At 38.4% G+C, this 20,543-nt stretch carries 18 protein-coding genes; 4 read left to right on the top strand and 14 right to left on the bottom strand.

All coding sequences use genetic code 11. The features are described from left to right. Nucleotides 1-40 precede the first annotated feature (40 nt). From Q4567_RS00315 to Q4567_RS00300, 4 genes are all read left to right on the top strand, one after another. The gene (locus Q4567_RS00315; RefSeq protein ID WP_216048075.1) at nucleotides 41-415 is read left to right on the top strand and encodes a DUF3192 domain-containing protein; all 375 of its coding nucleotides are present in this window, start codon (nucleotides 41-43) and stop codon (nucleotides 413-415) included. 34 nt (nucleotides 416-449) lie between these two features. Continuing rightward, nucleotides 450-2,162, top strand: a complete 1,713-nt coding sequence (locus tag Q4567_RS00310) for a hypothetical protein (protein WP_303498880.1) — start codon at nucleotides 450-452, stop codon at nucleotides 2,160-2,162. 144 nt (nucleotides 2,163-2,306) lie between these two features. Beyond that, a complete protein-coding gene (locus Q4567_RS00305) occupies nucleotides 2,307-3,314 on the top strand; it encodes an isocitrate dehydrogenase (protein ID WP_303498879.1) in 1,008 nt (335 codons plus the stop codon). Between the two features lie 162 nt (nucleotides 3,315-3,476). Next, nucleotides 3,477-3,800, top strand: coding sequence for a ComEA family DNA-binding protein (locus Q4567_RS00300; protein ID WP_303498877.1), 324 nt, complete (start codon nucleotides 3,477-3,479; stop codon nucleotides 3,798-3,800). Between the two features lie 43 nt (nucleotides 3,801-3,843). On the opposite strand, the gene galU is transcribed toward Q4567_RS00300, so the two are convergent. The 14 genes from galU to Q4567_RS00230 all read right to left on the bottom strand — a co-directional run bounded on the left by galU (nucleotide 3,844) and on the right by Q4567_RS00230 (nucleotide 20,480). Beyond that, a complete protein-coding gene (gene galU, locus Q4567_RS00295) occupies nucleotides 3,844-4,737 on the bottom strand; it encodes a UTP--glucose-1-phosphate uridylyltransferase GalU (protein ID WP_303498875.1) in 894 nt (297 codons plus the stop codon). Between the two features lies 1 nt (nucleotide 4,738). Then, nucleotides 4,739-6,079, bottom strand: a complete 1,341-nt coding sequence (locus Q4567_RS00290; protein ID WP_303498874.1) for a UDP-glucose/GDP-mannose dehydrogenase family protein — start codon at nucleotides 6,077-6,079, stop codon at nucleotides 4,739-4,741. Between the two features lie 170 nt (nucleotides 6,080-6,249). Next, nucleotides 6,250-7,116 (bottom strand): glycosyltransferase family 2 protein, encoded by an 867-nt coding sequence (locus Q4567_RS00285; protein ID WP_216048069.1) that lies wholly within the window; start codon nucleotides 7,114-7,116, stop codon nucleotides 6,250-6,252. Beyond that, nucleotides 7,113-8,009, bottom strand: a complete 897-nt coding sequence (locus Q4567_RS00280) for a glycosyltransferase (RefSeq protein WP_368509173.1) — start codon at nucleotides 8,007-8,009, stop codon at nucleotides 7,113-7,115. Before Q4567_RS00280 ends, Q4567_RS00285 begins: the two co-directional genes overlap by 4 nt. A gap of 136 nt (nucleotides 8,010-8,145) precedes the next feature. Further along, nucleotides 8,146-9,384 carry a glycosyltransferase 61 family protein gene (locus Q4567_RS00275; protein ID WP_303498871.1) on the bottom strand — a complete coding sequence of 413 codons (1,239 nt, stop codon included), beginning with the start codon at nucleotides 9,382-9,384 and terminating at the stop codon, nucleotides 8,146-8,148. 14 nt (nucleotides 9,385-9,398) lie between these two features. Beyond that, entirely contained in the window at nucleotides 9,399-11,075 is a 1,677-nt protein-coding gene (locus Q4567_RS00270; protein ID WP_303498870.1) for a glycosyltransferase, read from the bottom strand. 125 nt (nucleotides 11,076-11,200) lie between these two features. Further along, on the bottom strand, nucleotides 11,201-12,319 hold the full coding sequence (locus tag Q4567_RS00265; RefSeq protein ID WP_303498868.1) for a hypothetical protein: 1,119 nt from the start codon (nucleotides 12,317-12,319) through the stop codon (nucleotides 11,201-11,203). Between the two features lie 159 nt (nucleotides 12,320-12,478). Continuing rightward, complete coding sequence (locus Q4567_RS00260; protein WP_303498867.1) at nucleotides 12,479-13,633, bottom strand: polysaccharide pyruvyl transferase family protein; 1,155 nt, start codon at nucleotides 13,631-13,633, stop codon at nucleotides 12,479-12,481. A gap of 106 nt (nucleotides 13,634-13,739) precedes the next feature. Next, nucleotides 13,740-14,753, bottom strand: a complete 1,014-nt coding sequence (locus tag Q4567_RS00255; protein WP_303498866.1) for a hypothetical protein — start codon at nucleotides 14,751-14,753, stop codon at nucleotides 13,740-13,742. Nucleotides 14,754-14,836: 83 nt separating this feature from the next. Beyond that, on the bottom strand, nucleotides 14,837-15,235 hold the full coding sequence (locus Q4567_RS00250) for an adenylyltransferase/cytidyltransferase family protein (RefSeq protein ID WP_303498865.1): 399 nt from the start codon (nucleotides 15,233-15,235) through the stop codon (nucleotides 14,837-14,839). Nucleotides 15,236-15,250: 15 nt separating this feature from the next. Next, nucleotides 15,251-16,537 (bottom strand): discoidin domain-containing protein, encoded by a 1,287-nt coding sequence (locus tag Q4567_RS00245; RefSeq protein ID WP_216048061.1) that lies wholly within the window; start codon nucleotides 16,535-16,537, stop codon nucleotides 15,251-15,253. A 25-nt stretch (nucleotides 16,538-16,562) separates the two neighbouring features. Further along, nucleotides 16,563-18,500 (bottom strand): LicD family protein, encoded by a 1,938-nt coding sequence (locus Q4567_RS00240; protein WP_303498863.1) that lies wholly within the window; start codon nucleotides 18,498-18,500, stop codon nucleotides 16,563-16,565. Between the two features lie 423 nt (nucleotides 18,501-18,923). Further along, the gene (locus tag Q4567_RS00235) at nucleotides 18,924-19,208 is read right to left on the bottom strand and encodes a hypothetical protein (protein WP_303498862.1); all 285 of its coding nucleotides are present in this window, start codon (nucleotides 19,206-19,208) and stop codon (nucleotides 18,924-18,926) included. 327 nt (nucleotides 19,209-19,535) lie between these two features. Further along, complete coding sequence (locus Q4567_RS00230; protein ID WP_303498860.1) at nucleotides 19,536-20,480, bottom strand: hypothetical protein; 945 nt, start codon at nucleotides 20,478-20,480, stop codon at nucleotides 19,536-19,538. Nucleotides 20,481-20,543: the final 63 nt, after the last annotated feature.

Raw genomic sequence — 20,543 nt, 5'->3', positions numbered from 1 at the left:
TTTTGATTAAAATGAGGATAATTGAGTTTGAGAAAAATTTATGAATAGTAAAGTAATACAACGTATCGGAATTGGCGTATTTATCTACGTATCGCTAGTTGTAATGCTGATATTGTTTAATCCAGATGATACATCCAGTATGGGATGGGAAGATCGTCAGGAGTACAATAAGGTACAGTTGACCAAAATTAAAATAGGCGACCTTAGATCAGGGATCGTCGAATTATTAGGGCCACCAGACATTAGTGAAGCCAAACTGGTGGGAGATACCCAATTACAGGTCATGTTTTACCGCACGACTTGGAACCAATCGGATGGCATAACCACCCAAGACGAATGTACCCCACTTTTGTTTGAAGATGAAAAGTTAATTGCCTGGGGCGAAGGCACGTATCAAAGTTACTTAAAACTCTAGTGGCTTTTATGCATTTATTAGTGGTTGTTAATTAATGCCAACGCAGAGCTTGTTAAAAGCATTCGGGCAGGTTTCCACGGTACTTGAAGAAGTGCGACAAAACCCCGTTGGACCTGAGCAAATTAAACGCATTGTCAAAGTTTCTGAATACTTTTTATCTGCATTTAAACTCTCGCCTGATGTTTTTGTCGCCCAACCGCTTCTGTACAAATCTAGAAGTGGTTTTTTAAATAATCTAACGTTTAACACCCTAGTCTATTGTGCACTCATTTGTAACCGAGCACGCATCAACGACTTATGCTGCCAACAATTATTGAGTTGCATACTCACTCTTTATTGTGAACGTCAGGAAGATCTACAAGGGTTTTATCAACAAAACCAACGCCCTTCCCACCACCGGAAAAGCGTTCGACTATTGCAAATTCTTAACAGAGCCAATCTACAAACTTGGATGGATGGGTATCAAGTCTACAAATACCTTTTTTCTAAATTTGAAAATAACCGGAGTTGGCCAAAAGATCTGACCAAAAACCAACAGGTTATTTTGTTGGCCCATCAACTTGCGACGCAAGTTACTCCCAGTGAGGTAAAAAAGCCGGTCCATTTCTCCAGTGCAATCCGAAAACTGACTCAAACCTGTCCAGAGAGTTACTTAAATAGCTTAAATGGATTGCTCCAATATCCAACGCTGATTTGTCCCGGCACGCTAGTAAAGCTTGATCAACAGCAGCCTGCGGTTGTGTTGAGTGTATCTGAAGATAAAGTACTGGTAATTGTGATTAATTCAAAAGGAGATGAGAAAGCCCAATTGAAGCGCGTATTTAACGACAATATTCAACGGGTATCAGCGACACAAACAGTAACTGGCTTTAGTCAAATTCAGCGATGGTGGGATATCAATTGGCAAATTGAAAAAAGCGATTGTATCAACCCAATAGAAGATAACTTCCCATTAGACAAACCGCCTACATTACTGCTGGAAGTTCAAAAGCACCTTAATAGCGGTTCAGTGGATATCGACAAATTAGCATTGCAAATTAGTTCCGAGCCCGCCTTTGCTGATTACCTAAAACAAACAGCGACAATTTCGAATAGAAATAAGCTACCAGTGCAACAGGTAAAGCATGGTTTAATGATGCACGGTTACGTGAAAGCAAATTCAATGCTTATTCAACAAGCTTTGTTATTGAGATTGAATCAAAGTCATTTCCCCTTGCAACAAAACTTTACGCAATTTATTCGATTGGCCTGTCAAATTGCAGCCAACCTCAGCGCACAAAATAAGCATGTATCTCCAGAGGAAGCATCAACATTGTTGTGTTTTGCCTGCAGTGGCCTATTTACCCAACCAGCACTAAAAACCCGTACTCAATGGACTCGGCGTCAAGAGCGCCAACAAGACATTAGCTATTTATTCGATTTTCGTAATCCCGAAACGTTACGCAATCACAGCCTAAAGTTATGCCAAGCTTGGCAACAACCCACTTCTTACAGTGATGCAATAATGGCAAATAGTCAGGATTCCGATGAACTGTCGAAAAATCCGATTCTTAACACATTGACAGTAACACTAGGTTTGAGTGTTCTATTAGCCAGACGACTGTATTTTTCCGAACACCAATTAAATGATGTATCGCAACGTTTTTATACTAACAGCTTAAGGTTTTTAAAATTAAATGAACAAAAAGTTAGTGAATTGTTAGCTAACTCACTGCAACAAAGTCACAGTTACTGCGCTTTACCTTAAAATTCAAAAAATCTGCTGGAATAACGGTGAAATGGCGGTAATACGTGGAAAATTAACTGAAAAAATGGTATAAATCCGCCCCTAAATTTCAGTCTAGACGCCGGTTAAATACCCAGCCCTCAAAGTGTAAAATAGGAATTCATCATGACACAACAACGTATTACCGTTATCAAAGGCGATGGTATCGGACCTGATATCGTCGATTCTGCCCTACAGATATTAGAAAAAGTTGGCTGCGACTTTGCGTATGATTTTGCCGATGCAGGTTTAATGGCACTGGAGAATCACGGCGAACTGTTACCGCAAGAGACTTTAGATCTTATTGAAAAGAACAAAGTTGCGTTAAAAGGTCCACTGACAACGCCAGTGGGAGAAGGCTTTACTTCTATTAACGTTAGCTTGCGTAAAAAGTTCCAGATGTACGCAAACGTTCGTCCAGTTTTGTCTTTCAAAGGTACAAAAGCACGTTACGAAGACATTGATATCATTACCGTCAGAGAAAATACTGAAGGAATGTACTCAGGCTTAGGGCAAGTGGTTTCAGACGACGGCACAGAAGCCGAAGCAAAGAGTATCATTACGCGCAAAGGCGCAGAACGTATTATCACATTCGCTTACGAGTTAGCTCGCCGCGAAGGACGTAAAAAAGTTACGGCAGTACACAAAGCGAATATTTTAAAATCAACATCAGGTTTGTTTTTAAAAGTAGCCAGAGAAATAGCCGATAAATATCCCGATATCGAGTCAACAGAGATGATCGTTGACAATGCGTGTATGCAATTGGTTATGAACCCACATCAATTTGATGTCATGGTAACCACCAACTTGTTTGGTGATATTCTATCCGACCTGTGTGCAGGCCTAGTGGGCGGTTTAGGTATGGCACCAGGTGCAAACATAGGTTCAGACTGTGCCATTTTTGAAGCGGTACATGGCTCAGCACCAGATATTGCAGGTAAAAACCTAGCGAATCCAACCTCTGTTATTCTTGCCTCAGTACAAATGCTTGAATATTTACAGATGGGTGATAAAGCTGAAAAAATCCGTAATGCCCTCAAAGACGTTATCGAATCTGGTGATCGCACCACACGAGATCTTGGCGGCCAGCACGGCACCACAGACTTTACTCAAGCGGTATTAGATAGACTTTAAACACTTATTTATGGTGAATTTGAAAGCTGGAACTTTTCCAGCTTTTTTTTCGCCTATCCTCATTCATATAAAAACTAGACTTTACATGTATTCAAAGCCGGACTAATTTTAAATCGTGCAAATTAAGCACTAACGGATTAAAAATGAACACGGAGAATCTATATGAAAAAGTTCTTACCTACTTTAGTAGTTGCTTGTGCAGTCTTTTTAGCAAGCAGCCCACTAACCATTCAAGCGAAAAGTTTAAATCAAAAAGTTGAAACTGCGAAGACTCAGTTACAAACTCAGTCAACACCTATCAATTTAAATACAGCAACAGCCGACGATTTAGAAGCCTTACCTGGTATTGGTTCAAAAAAAGCGCAAGACATAGTCGATTATAGAAAAGCCAATGGCAGCTTCAAGCGTGTGGAAGATATCACCAACGTTAAAGGCATTGGGAATCGAATGTTAGAGAAATTGAAAACATCTATTTCGGTGAAATAAAAAAATGGCGCCAAATTGGCGCCATTTTTAAGTTCTTTCAGTATTATTTAATCGTCTCTTTCAGAAACTCAAGAAACTCATCTTTAATTTCTTCGTGGCGCAGGCCGTATTCGATATTGGCTTTCATATAACCTAACTTACTTCCACAATCATGGCTTTTACCGGTCATGTAATATGCATCAACCTGTTCTTTTTCCATCATGGTATCAATGGCATCAGTGAGTTGAATTTCATCGCCAGCACCTGGCTGAGTTTTTTCCAATTCATCCCAAATACTTTCAGATAAAACATAACGACCAACAACAGCTAAATTAGAAGGCGCTTCTTCCAAAGGTGGCTTTTCTACCATCTTATGGATTTTAGCTGACTCACCTTCACCTAGCTCTTTTCCAGCTAAATCAACCACACCGTATTTATGAACCTGATCATCAGGCACCGCTTCCACCATGATTTGACTTACCTGACTGGTATTAAAAGTAGCCACCATATCAGCCAAGTTATCTTTCTTGGGATTACATGCGGCATCATCAATGATGACATCAGGTAAGACAACAGCAAAGGGGTTGTCGCCTATCATTGGACGGGCACATAGAATAGCGTGGCCCAAGCCTTTCGCTACACCTTGACGCACATGCATAATGGTTACATCTTTAGGGCAGATAGCTTGCACCGCTTCGAGCAATTGGCGTTTAACACGTTTTTCTAATGTGGCTTCCAATTCGAAACTGGTATCGAAATGGTTTTCGATACTGTTTTTACTCGCATGAGTTACTAATATAATTTCTTTCAAACCTGCGGCAACACATTCCCCAACCACGTACTGAATCAGTGGTTTATCGACTACTGGCAACATTTCCTTTGGAATAGCTTTTGTTGCTGGTAACATCCTCGTCCCCAGTCCTGCAACTGGAATGACTGCTTTTTTAACCTGACTCATATTAACGTTCCTTTATTGATAATCCACGACCTATGGCGTAGTAATGCAATCCGTATTCCTGCATTAACGAAGGTTCAAATAAATTTCGTCCATCAAATAATAATGGCTCAGATAACGACTGTTTTATTAACTCAAAATCAGGTGCTCTAAACGCCTGCCACTCTGTACAAATAACCAAGAAATCAGCACCTTTAAGTGCGGCTTCTTTGGTACCTGTTAAACTCAAATCATCACGTACGCCGTAAATACGCTGTGTCTCTTCCATCGCTTCAGGGTCGTAGGCTTGTACCTTTGCGCCAGCTTCCCATAGATTTTCCATCAAAACACGACTAGACGCTTCGCGCATATCATCTGTATTGGGTTTGAACGACAACCCCCAAATGGCGACAGTTTTGCCTTTCAAATCATTGTTGAAATGACGACAGATATATTCGAATAACTTTTCTTTTTGTTTGTAATTAACGGCTTCAACCGACTCAAGAATCTTTGCAGTATAACCAGCTTCACTTGCACTACGAGCGAGCGCTTGCACATCTTTGGGGAAACACGAACCTCCATAACCACAACCAGGATAAATAAACTGATAGCCAATTCGTGGATCAGAACCTATGCCCAGTCGCACATTTTCAATGTCAGCACCAAACACCTCGGCTAAATTAGCCATTTCATTCATAAAGCTGATTTTAGTTGCCAACATACAGTTCGCTGCATATTTAGTTAATTCAGCACTGCGAATATCCATAACAATAATTTTGTCATGGTTGCGGTTAAATGGTGCATAAAGCTCTCTTAGCTTCTTCTCTGCACCAACACTGTCAGTACCGATAATAATACGGTCAGGTCGCATACAGTCATTAACGGCAGCGCCTTCTTTTAAAAACTCAGGGTTAGAAACCACATCGAAGGTAATTGATTTACCAAGTGACTCTTGGACTTCAGCAATTTTAGCTTTCACTTTATCCGCAGTACCAACAGGAACCGTTGATTTGTTAATCACAATTTTATGTTGATTCATAGCTTCGGAAATCGTTTTCGCTACCGCAAGCACATATTTTAAATCTGCAGAGCCATCTTCATCAGGAGGCGTACCTACGGCAATGAAAATCACATCACCATGCTCTACCCCTGCTTTGGCATCAGTGGTAAATTTAACTCGCCCAGCCTCAAAGTTAGACTTAACTAAAGGCGTCAAACCTGGTTCAAAAATAGGAATTATTCCTTTTTCCAAGTTGTCCACTTTGTTTTGGTCCACATCAACACAAACAACTTGGTGACCGACTTCTGCCAATACAGCTGCTTGCACTAACCCCACATAACCAATACCAAAAACGGTTACTTTCATTATCTTTAGTTCCTTTAATTATTTAGCTGTATTTTTGTGAGCAATTTTCATGCAAATAATTCAAATGAGTATTTTGTGAGTGATATCACAAATGGTGGATAGTGTATAACTTCAGAAATGAAAAATACAGGTTGAAAACAAGACTAGAGAGTAAATAGATAACACCTGGTTTACCAGTTGTCTGAAAAAGCCCCGTTCTTTTTGCATAAACCGTCCCACAAACCACACAACATAAACTTAATGCGTTCTAATTTACGGTCTTGTAATAAACTGTTGGCAAAAAATCGAATGGGTAACACACAAATATTGCGCATTTTCCAATATCGAGGCACATACCCACGTCTCGTTAAAAGCAGCACATTGCGAAACTGATAGTAAAGTCGAATAGGACTACCCACTTTGTAAGTAATGCCTGCAAATTTGCTACGAGAATCACCTAAGCGGTGAATCATCTCAACCTTATCTGCAATGGCTACCATTAAATTTTGTTGCTTCGCGCGCCAGCACCATTCGTGATCAACACCATCAATAAACAACGTCTCATCTTTGTAACCAATGGCATCGAGTTTAGATAAGTCGATCATCATTCCTGAGGAAATAATTTGGGTTACGCACACGATCTCATCGTACACTAAGACTTCACGTTGCACTCTGGGTTTAACGGTCTTTTCAGAAAATGAGCAGATAATGCGCGGCCCAATGGCCACCACTGGACGATTTTCGACCTTAGATGCCACCAGCAGCGATGACAACCTAAATGCAAAGTCGTCGTCTATGGTGCTATCTTGGTCTAACAACATCCCGAATTCACACCCCGAAGAGCGTAAGTCGCGCAAGCCCACATTGTGAGCTGCAGCAATACCTATATTATTGGGGAAATGATGGTAATGCATATTGGATTTATCAAACAGCAGTTCAGTGGCAACAGGAGAATTATCCACAATCGAAACCACATCCACTTGTTGCAAAACTGTCTCAAGTAGATCCTGGGTAATACCCATATCTGGTTTGTATAAAATGACGGTAGCGCCTATCACTCGTGTCGAACCCGCTTATTCAAAAGGTAGCGGTCTATCTTATACGCTAATTTAACAATTTTGGAAGGCATGAGCCGTAAAAAGAGTACCGCAAAAGCGTAAACAATATTGCCAATACTATAACGCTTTAACACTTTCATAGCGTAAAAACGTGCTTTAAATTCATTGATTGATTTGCTCAAGCCGCGACGTTTATAGAAGTCATTGACTCGTCTAAACTCAAGCAGTGGCTCCGGAAGGTTAGCAAATTTGTAGCCCGCAGCACAAAGCTCAGCCCACAAAAAATAATCTTGGGTGTTTTGCAAGTCTTCACGGTAACGATAACCTTGTTGGAAAACTTCCATTCTAACGACGACAGTCGGATGATTGATTGCACAACGTTTCGGTAAAATTCGAAAAATATCACCGTGTTTTTTAGGCAGCTTTCGCTTACCCACTTTTTTCCCATTCTCGTTTATTTCAACCAAAGAAGTGCCCAATACTTGCGTTTTTTGATGCGTCTTCAGAAATTTGATTTGTTTTTCAAAACGATCCGAAAGGGAAATGTCATCAGCATCCATTCTAAAAAAGAACTTTACCGAAGGCAGGTTTTCAATGGTCCAGTCAATAACGTAATTCATGCAGGCACTCAAGCCCACGTTAGCCGCAGACTTCATCAGTTGCACATTATTGCGTTCGGTACTCAATTTTGAAAGGTAATTGAACACATCTTCTTTAACCTCACCGTCTAACACCAAGACTAGCTGAAAGTGCTGGTAACTTTGAGAAAGAACGGACTCCACCGATTGCACCACCCAATCCAGCTGATCTTCAATGTAAACACCCATGCCGACTACAGAATCAACCGGGTCAACCAAATTGATTCGGGTTACTGGGGTAAATTGATTATTCAAATGAGGTTACAACCTGTTTAATGTGGCATAAATTTACGGATATATCGTGACCGCGCAGTATACCAAAAAAAATAGTCATTTCATCAGTGTTTGTGCCAAGCGATGTACAAATAAACAATCAGACAATAAAAATACGCTATTCCGCAAATAGTTTTTTTAATTGTTTATTAAACGACCGCATTGCATCCTGCTTTGTTTGTTCATTTTCTGACTGCAAACTCTGATAATGATCCCGATACAGTTCAATATCTTTGATAGCAATATCGATAAACTCTTCTACGTTAAATAATGACGTATCAAGGGCCAGCTCCGATGAGAAAAACTCAACCAATGGCTCAGGGTCTAACATACTAATTGCTGAACCATGGGCTGCACGACTGCTTTTTTTCGGAAAAAACAATGAGGGTAATGTGGTTACTTGGGTAAAAAATGAGAATGATTTTACACGAGGCTGCAAGATAGAAGTATATACTCCTGCACACATAGGGCGACGACCAAGAACATAGATCTTTGCTTTAAGCTCACTTAATAACTCCAAAATATGCAATCCTCCACCTTCAGCAAATACAATCTCTGTTGCGCTTTTATATATTTCAAGCTGCTCAAGTAATGGATGCTCTTGGGGATAAAATATTTGATAACCTTGTTTTGCAAAATAGTTTTCTAAGTAACTTTCCCCCGCATAAGAACCACGAAACTTAAAGTGGATTCTACTGACATAAATTTTTTTAACCCCTTCTCTTGTCCCTTTTATATTGTTTCGACGCTCACAACGTTTAAGAAACGCCAGATAAGCACTGCCAACTGATGTTTTAGAACGAAAAAAGCTGGCCTGCTCAGGTACGATTAATTGACTAAACGTCGACGGGGTGAACAGGTATTTTATGTTTTTCTCTGGGATCCCCAAATAGCTTAGGGTTTGTAAAAAAATAGAAGGCAATTTATATTTGAATTGCCGCACCCATGGAAACTTATTGGGTATTTGGGGAAGCAAAATGAGTTTTTTAACCGACTCACCAAGCCCTTGTGTCACATATTCATAGCCCCAAGCCCGATGAATGCACTCCGCCAAAAAGTGCCCAAAATTATTGAACACTGGACCTAAATAGAGATATTGCCCAGCATTTTTGCGGTTTCCAATATCAATAGATTCAAGCAAAGTATCATTTGTAACATGATCAAGCTCTTGGCTATTTTGAAAAACAGTCTTTCCTCTATATTGTCCTGTAAAATCTGGTTTATTTGGATGCAGAACACCGCCAATCACCCTACCTGGATTGCTGCCGGGCGCCATGGGAACTACCTGCGCATTTTCTAACACACATATCCTTGCAGAAGGAGCGATTTCAATTGCTGACTTTATCGTTTTTTTCAATTTACCTTTTTCACCTATTCTTTAAGTGAAAAATTTTCACGTTTGAGCGTTAAGTTTGGGTTGTAGGCAGGATCATGCTCAATGTATGCTTTCCAAGTGTCTTGCAGATAAACTAGTTCACTTTCAAATCTAGCTCTTTTTTGAGCAGTATCATCAAGTCCTCGAGATATTGACTCGTGATGATAAAGCTCGGCTTCTGCACAATAGAGGTTTCGCCGGCCTAAGGATAAAATTCGCAAACAAAAATCAACATCATTGAAGGCGACAGTTAGGTCTGTTTCATTTAGTCCATTTACAGCCAAGTAGTCTGACTTTTTAACTAATAAACAAGCTGCTGTCACTGCGCTGAAATTGTGGGAAGCAATTAAGCGATTTAAATAACCTGGATGATAACGAGGAAAATATTTGTGAGCATGACCTGCACCGCCTCCGTATCCCATCACAACACCAGCGTGCTGAATACGATTATCTGGATAGAGCAATTTAGCGCCCACGCAACCGATATCTTCTCGTAAAACATGACCAACCATAAAATCAAGCCAGTCGGCTGAAATAACTTCAATATCATTGTTGACTAAGCCAACCACACTGCCATTGGCGTGTTCTACTGCAAAATTATTAATCGCGGAATAGTTAAAATCAAAGGGATATTTTAGTACTCGTACTTTTGCTTCATTTTGATCTAAGTGTTCAAAATAAGCCAATGCATCCGCATCATCAGAATTATTATCTACTAACAATATCTCGTAGTTACAATAATTTGTTTTTGAAATAATTGATTCAATACAGTTTTTTACCAATTCCTTGGCATTTTTAGTCGGCACGATAAGAGAAACCAATGGCTCACCTGGAGTGTCCCATTTAACCTGAGCAACCCCGCTATTTTCCCGATTGTTAGATGTAAATTTGGAGTAATTTAAACTTAATAACTCCCGTTCCCAATTAGAGGAATTTTTTAAACTCTTATGCACTAAACTAAATGGAATGTGAAGGATAGGTACTGAGGAGCTTTTCAGATAAACATCAACTAACCAAATCGCCAATAATGAAGAAGAAGTGTTTTCGTTAACGAATTGGCAGAATTTATCGATGATATTTTCACCTACCAGCATTACCCCCGTATTCACGTATCCTGTGGCTAACTGCAAATCAGGATTCCAGTCAGGATAAAGTTCTGCGGAGTGTCTATCTTTTGAACTATCAAAATGATCTACATCACAATAGAGAATCTTATTCTCAGATAAGTCAGCAAGGTAGCTTTGCATGAGTGGGATAGCTTGAGAGTGCAGAAAATCTCCGCCCGATATGATAAAAAGAGGTACTGCTGCCTCTTCGTCAACTTTTTGTCTAAGGTCGCAAATATCTTTATCCGAAGGCAAATTCACTCCATTTAGACACTGTTCAACCGCCTTGGAACTCCCTGACACATATACCTTACAAATACTTGGGCTAATCATCAACGCCTCAATAGACGCTTTGTCATAGTTAAACTGCCCGGTTAATAAAAGCAGACAATTTACTTGTGCATAATCACTATATTTTTTCAGCCTTTTGGCAATTTCAGTGTTTTGCTTTTTAATGGTTTTAACATATAGTTTTTGTAACTTTTGAGGAGAAGGAAAACCATAAAATAAGCCTGATTTTTGCAGGTTATTACTGTAAAGATTAAACAACCAGATATTTTTTCGCATAGTCTTTCTAATTTCAGCAGGAAATAAACCTACAAAAAACTTAATTACGCGCATTAGCTGTTTTCGATGCTTAATATTCAATTACATTCTTCTTCTAATTTAAAGTCTTCAATGAGTGATAGACTTTATTTGATCTTACTTTTTAACGAATTTATTGCTTTTTTAATTCGAAAGCGAAATTGATAAAATCTATGCATATATTTGTATTTTGATGCACATGAGTTCACAAACAATAAGCGATAATTTTTATCTTCTGACACTTTCGAACTTTCTATTTTTTTTGTCAGTAAATAATAATCGACCTTCAATATATTTTGTAAATAGTCGCAAACCGATAAGAAATCAGTTTCATTTAATCCTTGCTCAAAAAACGGTTTGGGGTCGGGTGATTTCATGTCTGCAACTAATACTTGAAGACAGCTTGCATTTAAATCTCGCGCGAAACCATCAATAATGGAGGAGTAATAAATACTATCTTCAACATATTTTGTGGATTGAATAAGGGAGTAATGGCTTGTTCCCCCTGTATAGCCCTGCAGTGCTCGGTCTACTAACACTTGATAATCGTGCAGTTCAAACTGGTTAAACCATCTTTTAAATTCCAATGCTTCAAACTGATAAGAACTATTCACCATGGGTAATGTAGCTCTCACATCTACCCCTAACACTGAAAGCAAATCTGAAACAATGTTGCCATTTTTGAAATATTTATCACCATATACCCGCAAATATAAATCATCAGCTTTAAACTGTGTAATAAATTCAACAAACCTATCCATGTAAGGCAGGCGTTTGCTTCTATCGACATTTATTGTTTGAACTTGAAAGTGTCGTTTAACAGATTGGTTATACGTCGACTCCTTAATTTCCATGGGGTTTCTTATGTATGCAATAAAGTTCGCATCTGGAATCGCCCGTTTAAGCTCCTCCATTCTTCTGAAAAAGAATTCTGATGATAAAAGCAAAGTTGTAAAATCACTTTTGTAGAATCCATCCAACAATTTAGAAAGGTTATCGGTGTTTAAACTTAATTGTTTATTTGCGTTAATGTCATAGATAGACCTGACGTTTCCGGAGCTAACGCCATTAGAATCAACATTGTGAGAAGGGTAAAAAATTCCGTTTTCTTTTAAAAAATCTTGATTACTATTCAGCCACTTTTGAACTGCTGAAGTACCCGTTTTAGGGGGACCAACATGTATGTAAACGTTTTTTATCAATTCAACATCCTGATATTGACTCATTCAAGCACAAACATCCTAAATAGAGGTTTGTGCCCAGAGCTTTTAATCTATAACAAAATACTTGATACAGAGGCGAAACCGCGAGATGCGGCATTTTAGCTTGTAATGGGAGGGAAAAAAAGTAGAACAGGATGCTAGGTTAAATTAAATCGCTCTAACCTAACCGAGCCATGATTTTTCTTTTTGTTTAGTTAAACTGTTAAGCCCATCACTGGCATTAAGTCCTGTGTCATTTATCAATTTTTTATATTTTCGACTCAACGTTTGCCTTGAGTTGTCATATTTAACACCGTCAAAATCGACGTTTTCTATAACAGTTTCTAATGTGGTAGCTCGCGTTATTTTATCAAGTTGATAGGTAGGGAGCGCCATTATGTCAGCTAATTCTTGGGTTCGGGAATCGTGCGGCATGAAAATACTGGGTGTCCCTGCTTGAAGCGCTAACATATTACCATGAAGTCTCGTTCCAACAGATAAATCAAACTGATGCAATTGATACATCCATTCATTCACATCAAAATAAGATACAAACTGATTACTCACGATTTTATTGAAGTACGATAGTGAAACTGATGGTGCTAATAAATTATGAACACGGCGCGTCAATTGACTATCAATATGTTTAGTTTCTCGATGAGAAAGCTTCAATAGATCAAGCGGTGCTTGGTTTACAATCTCAGTATTCCTGCCGATTGTCCAATTGAACATAACTCGAATTTTTTCAGCCAATTTTTGTGTGATATCAATATTTAAGACTAACTTTTCTACGTCAGAGATTGCTAAAAACTTTTGTGATATTTCATATCCAAGCTTTTTTGATGGATTGGTAAAATTAGAAGGACATCCCAAAACCTCAACATTGTTGACATTATTTTCGCTCAACACTTGCGCCGTGTAATTACCTCTTACGCCAACTTTAACTGCGCGTTCTGAAATGACTTTTAAAAAACGCTTAGTACCCGCATTAAAACTTAGCTTTTTACTCATATCAGAAGCTTGTGCCCCTAAACCACAAATTAATAGCGGCGTATCAGCTTTATCAATCAAGTCTGCTAGCCCGCCCATATCCCAGTCAGGGTTGAGTTGATTCGCTGCTGGAAAAACCAGAACATCATAGTCATTTTTGATTTTTTGCGGATCGAAAGACCAACCAAAATAGTCTTTAGGATCAGCGATGTGTTGACTCATTGCATACCAAAAAGCCAAATTCCCTGTATTTAGGCCGACTTCTTTAAATAAACTTTCCACAGGTTTAGTGAAACTATTTTCGATAAAGCCAGGACGTCCAATGAAAGCTACTCTTTTCTGTCTCATACATAATTAACTCTTGGTTTTTAATAATTGAGAGACTAAGTAGATTAGATGAACTTTCGATTACAAAAATGTGACAATTAAAATAATAGGGAAATGGCGAAAGGATTTACTTTTTGATAAAAGCAGGAAATATACGCTGAAAAATTGAAGGCTTCGCTTTTTGCTTTTGAAGTATCAATGCCACTCTTTCAACATGCTCTATATCCGATTTTGAATGCTGTTTGAGTGCATCACAAATGTTATCGAACAATTGAGGGTAGTGCTCAATAAAATACTGACATACTTTATTAAGTTGATTTTCGTTGAGATTTTGTTCCATATGTTGCATAGATTCTCGGTTTTTCAAAAACGTGACAAGCGCCTTACCATTAGAGACCTTGTAGTTTTGAATAAAATCTCTCGTACTATGCAAAGATTGTTTCTGATATCGGCTAAACAAATCTTCAGGTAACATTGAAAATTGCTTTAACCCGCCATCATAAGCTTGCAAAGCTTGATCAATTAGCCCATCAAGCTCTTTTAGACCAAACTGATTTAACCAGCGTTTGAATTCAAGCGCTTCAAAAGTATATGAGCTATTTGTAAACCTCTGTGAAGATTTAAGAGCCGGTAAACTTGCAGCCACGCCGAAATCTTCAATCAAATCAAAATTTTGTTCAAAAGAAGACAAATATGCTCGTAAAATAAATCGTTTACGCCCGATAACATCAATCGCTTCAGAGAGTAAATTTAAAGTGGTTAAATGCAGGTTTTTCCCAAATACAATAGGCGTTGTACGCATATGCCGCTTAACAGATTGGTTATACGATGATTCAAAGGTTTCTAAAGGGCAGCGGATATAAGCAATAAACTTAGCACTAGGGATAATTTGTGCAATTTCTTGGGTTAAATAGAAAAAATATTCAGAACTAAGCAACAGTGTATGTGCTTTAGACATTTCAAATTGACTTACAATGTTAGCGACTTTATCTGCGCAAACAGCCCATTTACTGTCTTTATCTAAAGTCAAAATTGCATTTAAATTGCCTGAACTTATGCCGTTGGGACCGACTTCATGCTCAGGATAATCAATCCCATTTTGCAATAACAAATCTCTGTTTTTATTGAGTGCATTTTGCACAGCCGAAGTCCCACTTTTCGGTGGGCCTATATGGATAAGTATCGCTTTATTCATTAATGTAGATTGATTCAGTAATTCAATGCTTAATCAGCACTTGAACTTATGACTTCAATGATTTCGGTAGTCGATATTGACGGCGTTCTTGGTAAATATACGACTTCACAAATATCCTTTAAATGATCGAATTTACCTTCCCAATCATCCCCCATTACCAAAACATCGGCTTTGTAATATTTTATATAATCAGCCTTTTTCTCGAGAGACTCTTCTGGAAAACAAAGATTAACATAGCGAAGACTATTAATTATCTTCATTCTATCGTTTTGGTTATATACGGGATTTCTGCCTTTTTTAGAAAAATTCAGTTTGTCTGTAGACACACCAACGATTAAACAATCTCCATGCATAGAAGCGCGTTGAAGAAGATTAATGTGCCCAACATGAAACACATCAAAAGTACCAAAAGTTATTACTGTTCTCATTAATTCTCTAATCAATTAAAAATAAAGAAACGCAAAATCTTGTTTCGCTTTGCCCCAATTAAACGTCCAAAGTGGATCTGGGTTACGCCAGTTATCACCGTAGTTTAACACTAATAAGGGTTCAGGGTTCTGTGGAAAATACAAAATATTGCCGTTAATACTTTGTTTACTCAAAGGCAATACGGCGTCAATAGGAACTTCTTTTCTTCCTATTGGATTCATGCTGCACTTACCTTCTTCGGTGAACCCTGTAAAGATATCTAAGTTTAATCCGCCTGGCGTGGTACACCAATAATGTGCAATACCAGAAGGGGAAAGTCTGCAACCTTTTTCCGTTAAAAATGCAACAAGCCTTTTTCTTTCTTCAAGTATAGCCTGCTCGCCCTGTTCTTTACTAATATAACAAATATCGACATCATCATCGTGACCAATTAATTTGCCATCACGCACTAAACCTAAAAGCGTCCCAGAAGACACAAAAGCCGGTACGCCAAACTCTTCATTTAACCACTTTAGTAATATTGAAAGCTCGCGAAAAACTTTGTTTTTTTCCGCATCCGTTTTTAAATCAAAGGTCTTCATAAAACCATGAGGTCCAAAAGCAACCCCTTTACTTTTTACTAACTGATTAATTAGTCTATGAAAAGATAAGGCTTTTTCATCTTGCTCTAGGTTTTTTAGTTTTTTCAAATACGCTGCCGGAGGGCCAGGGTTCAATATTCCGGCATGGAGTAGTGCTTGCTCAAATTCTGACAAACTACCGTCTTTATAGGTTTTTATAAAACCCCAGTTATCATGAACTAAGTGCCAATGTCTTAGATCTCTTGACGTTTCCACTTTCAAGCTCAAAGCTCGAGTAAAAAATTCTCCTTCCCTGTTATAGACAACGATTTTAGCTAAATTGCGGATTGAACCTAAGTCTATTACTAACCAAGGATTGTGTTCACGTTTGGTATGAAATCCAGCGCCACCATTCTTTTTGCCATTTATAGCACCTTGGCCATTATATTTTTCTTCATCATTGTAAGTAGAACTAATAATTGTATTTTTATTTGGTGCTACGTTACGGCCAGCTTGATTAAAGATTTCTATTGCATCTAGGTGAAATGAAGACTCAACCTGCAAGCTTAAGCGAATGAAACGCGCTTTGTTGCTGGTCTCAATAACAAGTGGATCGTTACTCTTAACCCCTTTAAATTCTCTAAGCGGATTGTTAGCTAAATAACTACTCACCTCGTTAAGAATCTTTTGTTCATCCTCAACTGGTGTATCAGATGACGTTGCTTTTTTTCTAAAAAACATATGTTTCCTGCTTTAAATTACGGATCTACAACTCAAATGTAGGATCCGGAGTTACCCACCCTTTGCCATAGCGATCCTCAAGAAACGCTTCTATCTTAGCTGGTGCGTAAAATTCATGACCACAAAACTCCAATGTAGAAATGGGCTCCAATAAACTGCGTTTCACTTCCCGAGTTTGGTAACCTTCCATGTGTGTCCATACAAGATTTGGCTTGTCAGGGATTCGATAAATCATAAACAAATCCATATCGAAGTCTTCGAAATAACAATGCAAGTTTAAACTAGTCGGTGTAGGTGGACGACATGGCACTCCCAACTGTCGCAAAGTTTCTGCCCATTGCTTAGTAGCATCTAGATAATCAGTATCGGCGGGTAAATCAACTATAACTGCCAAATCAATATCATCATCATGGGGAAGAAAGTCTCCATCTCGATGAATACCTAGCAAAGTTCCGTAGCACGGAAAAGCTTGTAGGTTGAGATTTTCATCTAAGAAGTTCGTGAAGCGTTTCATCCTATCCGCCAAAAATGCAGAATCGATGTGTTCAAAAGGTATAGTTAATCCATGACGAGTGTAAATTACGGGTGGCAAAAAACTAGCGCTGCTTCCCCCCCGCTCAACGCCCTCGTAAAACGACGGCAACAAATCTCTATTGGCTCTTAAAAGAGGCTTCACTGTACGAGCCTGACTCATACGATAAGTGGCCAAAAAATGCCCTAATTGTTCAACAAACACATGGTCCCAAGTTTCACCTAACAGCCACTCTTGAGCCGTTAGTAATGCAAGTCTTGCTGCAAAACGTTCAAACGTAGATTCTATGGTTTGCCAGGTTTTATTATCCGCAGATACTTGAATTTGACGCTGAACAAATGCGTCTCCACTATAAAAATCATCACACCATAGTTCTACTTTTTTAATATCCCCTTTCGATTCAACAGGAATATTAAATATGTGTGGATGCTGAAGCGTCCAAATACACTTATTATTTTGAAAATGCGCTTCCATAAAATCAGGATCATGTTCTTCTAATAAAGTGGAAGTGCTACCGTCAAGTCTAACTTTTAGGGTTACAGGACGCATTAGCTTGCGTCGGTATCCTATTACCCTAAGGTACTTCGCATCTGCAGGTACAGTGACAACTAACGCTTTATCAAGTTCGTTAGGTAAATCAGGCGTGTCACTTTCGATTAAGGTTTGACACTTTTGTAAACAAGTTAACAATGACCCGCGCTTCTCGGCGTCAATAGTGTTATCCGTTAAATATTCAACAAACTTTTGCTCGATTTCAGTTGCTTGATTTTTTAAACCTTTCGAATTAAGAAAATCCGTACATTTTTCCAGTAATGGCAATCCCCAATCGTAAAACGCCTGCTTAGCGCCTTTCTTAATGACATTACCTGCCTGAAAAACTATTTTATCTTTTTCATTTAGACAAGAGAGCAGCATACTTTTAGACCGAACACCCCACTTGTCTTTACGATTGTAAAACTCAATGAAAGCCACATGATGAACTTTATCGAATTTAACTATCCACCACGGTTTAATCTCTCGTTTTGAATGAACAGAAACCGAATTAGCACCATCCCCTAACATTGCCTGAGTTGGATCGGGGAGCACCTTAGAGACACTACTCATTTGGCATTCATAATCGCCAGTAACCTTACACAGCTTATTGTTGTCATCCCTGGCCCAAATAGCTATATGGTTAAAGTTTAGAACTTCGTTATACTCCGCAATTAATGATAGTCGAACAGCTTTGACTGGCATCTCTACTTGAAATCTATGGGCCGCGACATTTCTAAATGGACCATAAACAAAACCTGGGAGGCCGCTTTTTAACAATAAGGCATCGTTGCTCTGTTTAACGGAATAGAGATCCGATAAAGACATTAATTTTGAATTTTTTTGAGCTTTGAACTTATCTCGACCTAATCGAATACGCCTGGAAAGTCCTTTTTTCAATCTGCTTATCATTGGGGATGAAATTTACACTTATTCTAAAAACGGGCTAGTATACCGAAATGTCATATAACTGCCATAAATATGCAATATTTATATGTGTCCTAGTATTTTAATTTTTTGTAAATACCCGAAGATTAAATGTTTGTGTATGTCGGACTTAATCAACCGATAAAAAGTAATCGTAAAATTTGAACTCTCATCATTTAGGAGTGCTGGAACTAAGCCAATTTCATTATTAACTTTTACCGATGGGTTATACGCTTAAGGGGAAAGCATAGCTGGATCTCTAAAAATTGCTGGACATTTCCCACCTTGGTTCATGACTAGGCTTCTCGTCAAAGGTCCCCTGACTGCGTGATATTTAGCCTTTTTACTTATTTGTAGAGCCGACTCCGTTCCAAATGAGCCAGCCCCCCATACAATTCAATTATTCTGGACACGGGATATAATTGAGCCTTCCGAAATATAAGTTGGATTTTTAAGAAGTTCCTTATCTGGATCGGGCCCAACTCTTACCAGTTTTGTTTCTTTACCGGTAAGCTTGCTAAATAGCCATGGTGAAAGTAGATCACCAAAATTAGGTGACTGCACCCAATAAGTAAGAGGAACTTTATCCCCTTCAAGTAACAAATTATCATTGTCTACTCGGAAACCATCAAGGGCACTGCTGGGAACCGGCGTACTTCTGTTAAAAAACGACTTAAACAATTTAAAAAACCTAACATATGAGTTAACCGCTTAAATCACCACTTGAGAAATAGAATTTAAAGTAAATCTTTCTGTAACAGAAAGATACTTGCTTTACTTTTCATGTGAAGATTACTTTTTTAGTTCAATGTCTATTAGGTGTAGTACTTGGAAACTAACTTTATAAAACGCAGTTACGCGATTATCAACGCAGTGATCATCAATCCACCATACATATGGTCAATTAAAGTAGTTGTGCGTTCTGGCCACTTGTAGCCGATAATATAAGACAAAATAATATCGCCTGTTGGAATTGAAAGAACGAAACTTAACTTAGAAGGTTTAAAATTAACTCACTAGATTTTTTATCAAATACGCTGAAAAGTTTAATATTTGTTTTTCTGACAATTTAGGAATATTTTTTAATTGCTCTTCAGATGGCATCTCAGTAAAAAGCAGCCCATCCTCTCTCCCTAAAAACTCTCGAGCTATATCACTGTTCCCCTCGTGAAACCCATCTAAAAAACTACTCGCCTCACTATAATCAAAAAAGACCGCTTTTTCGCGCTCGTTATCACTTCTTTCTTTGTCATACTGAGATAAAGTTGCTGCTACTTTTTTATTAATTGCTGGTGGTAATTTTTTTGCATTCAACAATCGTTTAAATTCCATCGTATCAGAGCAATACGATTCATTAATTTGATTTATTAGTGGTTCAAACTTTTCATTCCACTTTAATCCAATAGTATGAACAAAATCCTTAAGTAAATCACCTTCGATCAACTGCGAACGCTCAACCACTCTTACCCTAATATCATTTGTCAGTGCTTTCCACTTTGTACACTGCTTGTAAAGGTCTAAATTATAGTGACTATCTTCGTTTATAGTACCACTGAAGGTGCCTTGCTTAACCATCTGACTATAAACAGATTGCTTCAGTAAGTCTTGCCGCCTTAAATAAATAATTATGACTAGTTGAGTGTTTGAGGGCAGTAATGACGTAATCATTGGATAATTAGCTTGTTTTGTTTGGGTAAAGTTTTCGGACGAAATAATTACTTGGTTAACGTCATCCTTGGCTAGTTCTGAACGCACGAAGTCTGCCACCATTTTCACCTGATGAGGCTGTTTATTCTTGATCATCGCTGGAACCCAGTGGACTCCCGCCTTACCTTTTCGGGTATAAACTGCGGTTCCCTGTTCTTTTAGTATCTCAATATTCTTCATTAGGAAAGATTGAATGGAAGATGTTCCGGTTTTATGTAAACCGACATGTAAGATTAATTGTTTCATTGAAAACTCGATTATTGGCGAGTGCGAAACGCACTTCTCGCAGAAAAAGGCTAGCGAATGAAT

Source organism: Aliiglaciecola sp. 2_MG-2023 (assembly GCF_030548145.1).
Lineage (GTDB): Bacteria > Pseudomonadota > Gammaproteobacteria > Enterobacterales > Alteromonadaceae > Aliiglaciecola > Aliiglaciecola lipolytica_A.
The sequence above is the reverse complement of the archived record's forward strand: the minus strand, read 5'-3'. Positions and strand labels throughout refer to the sequence as shown.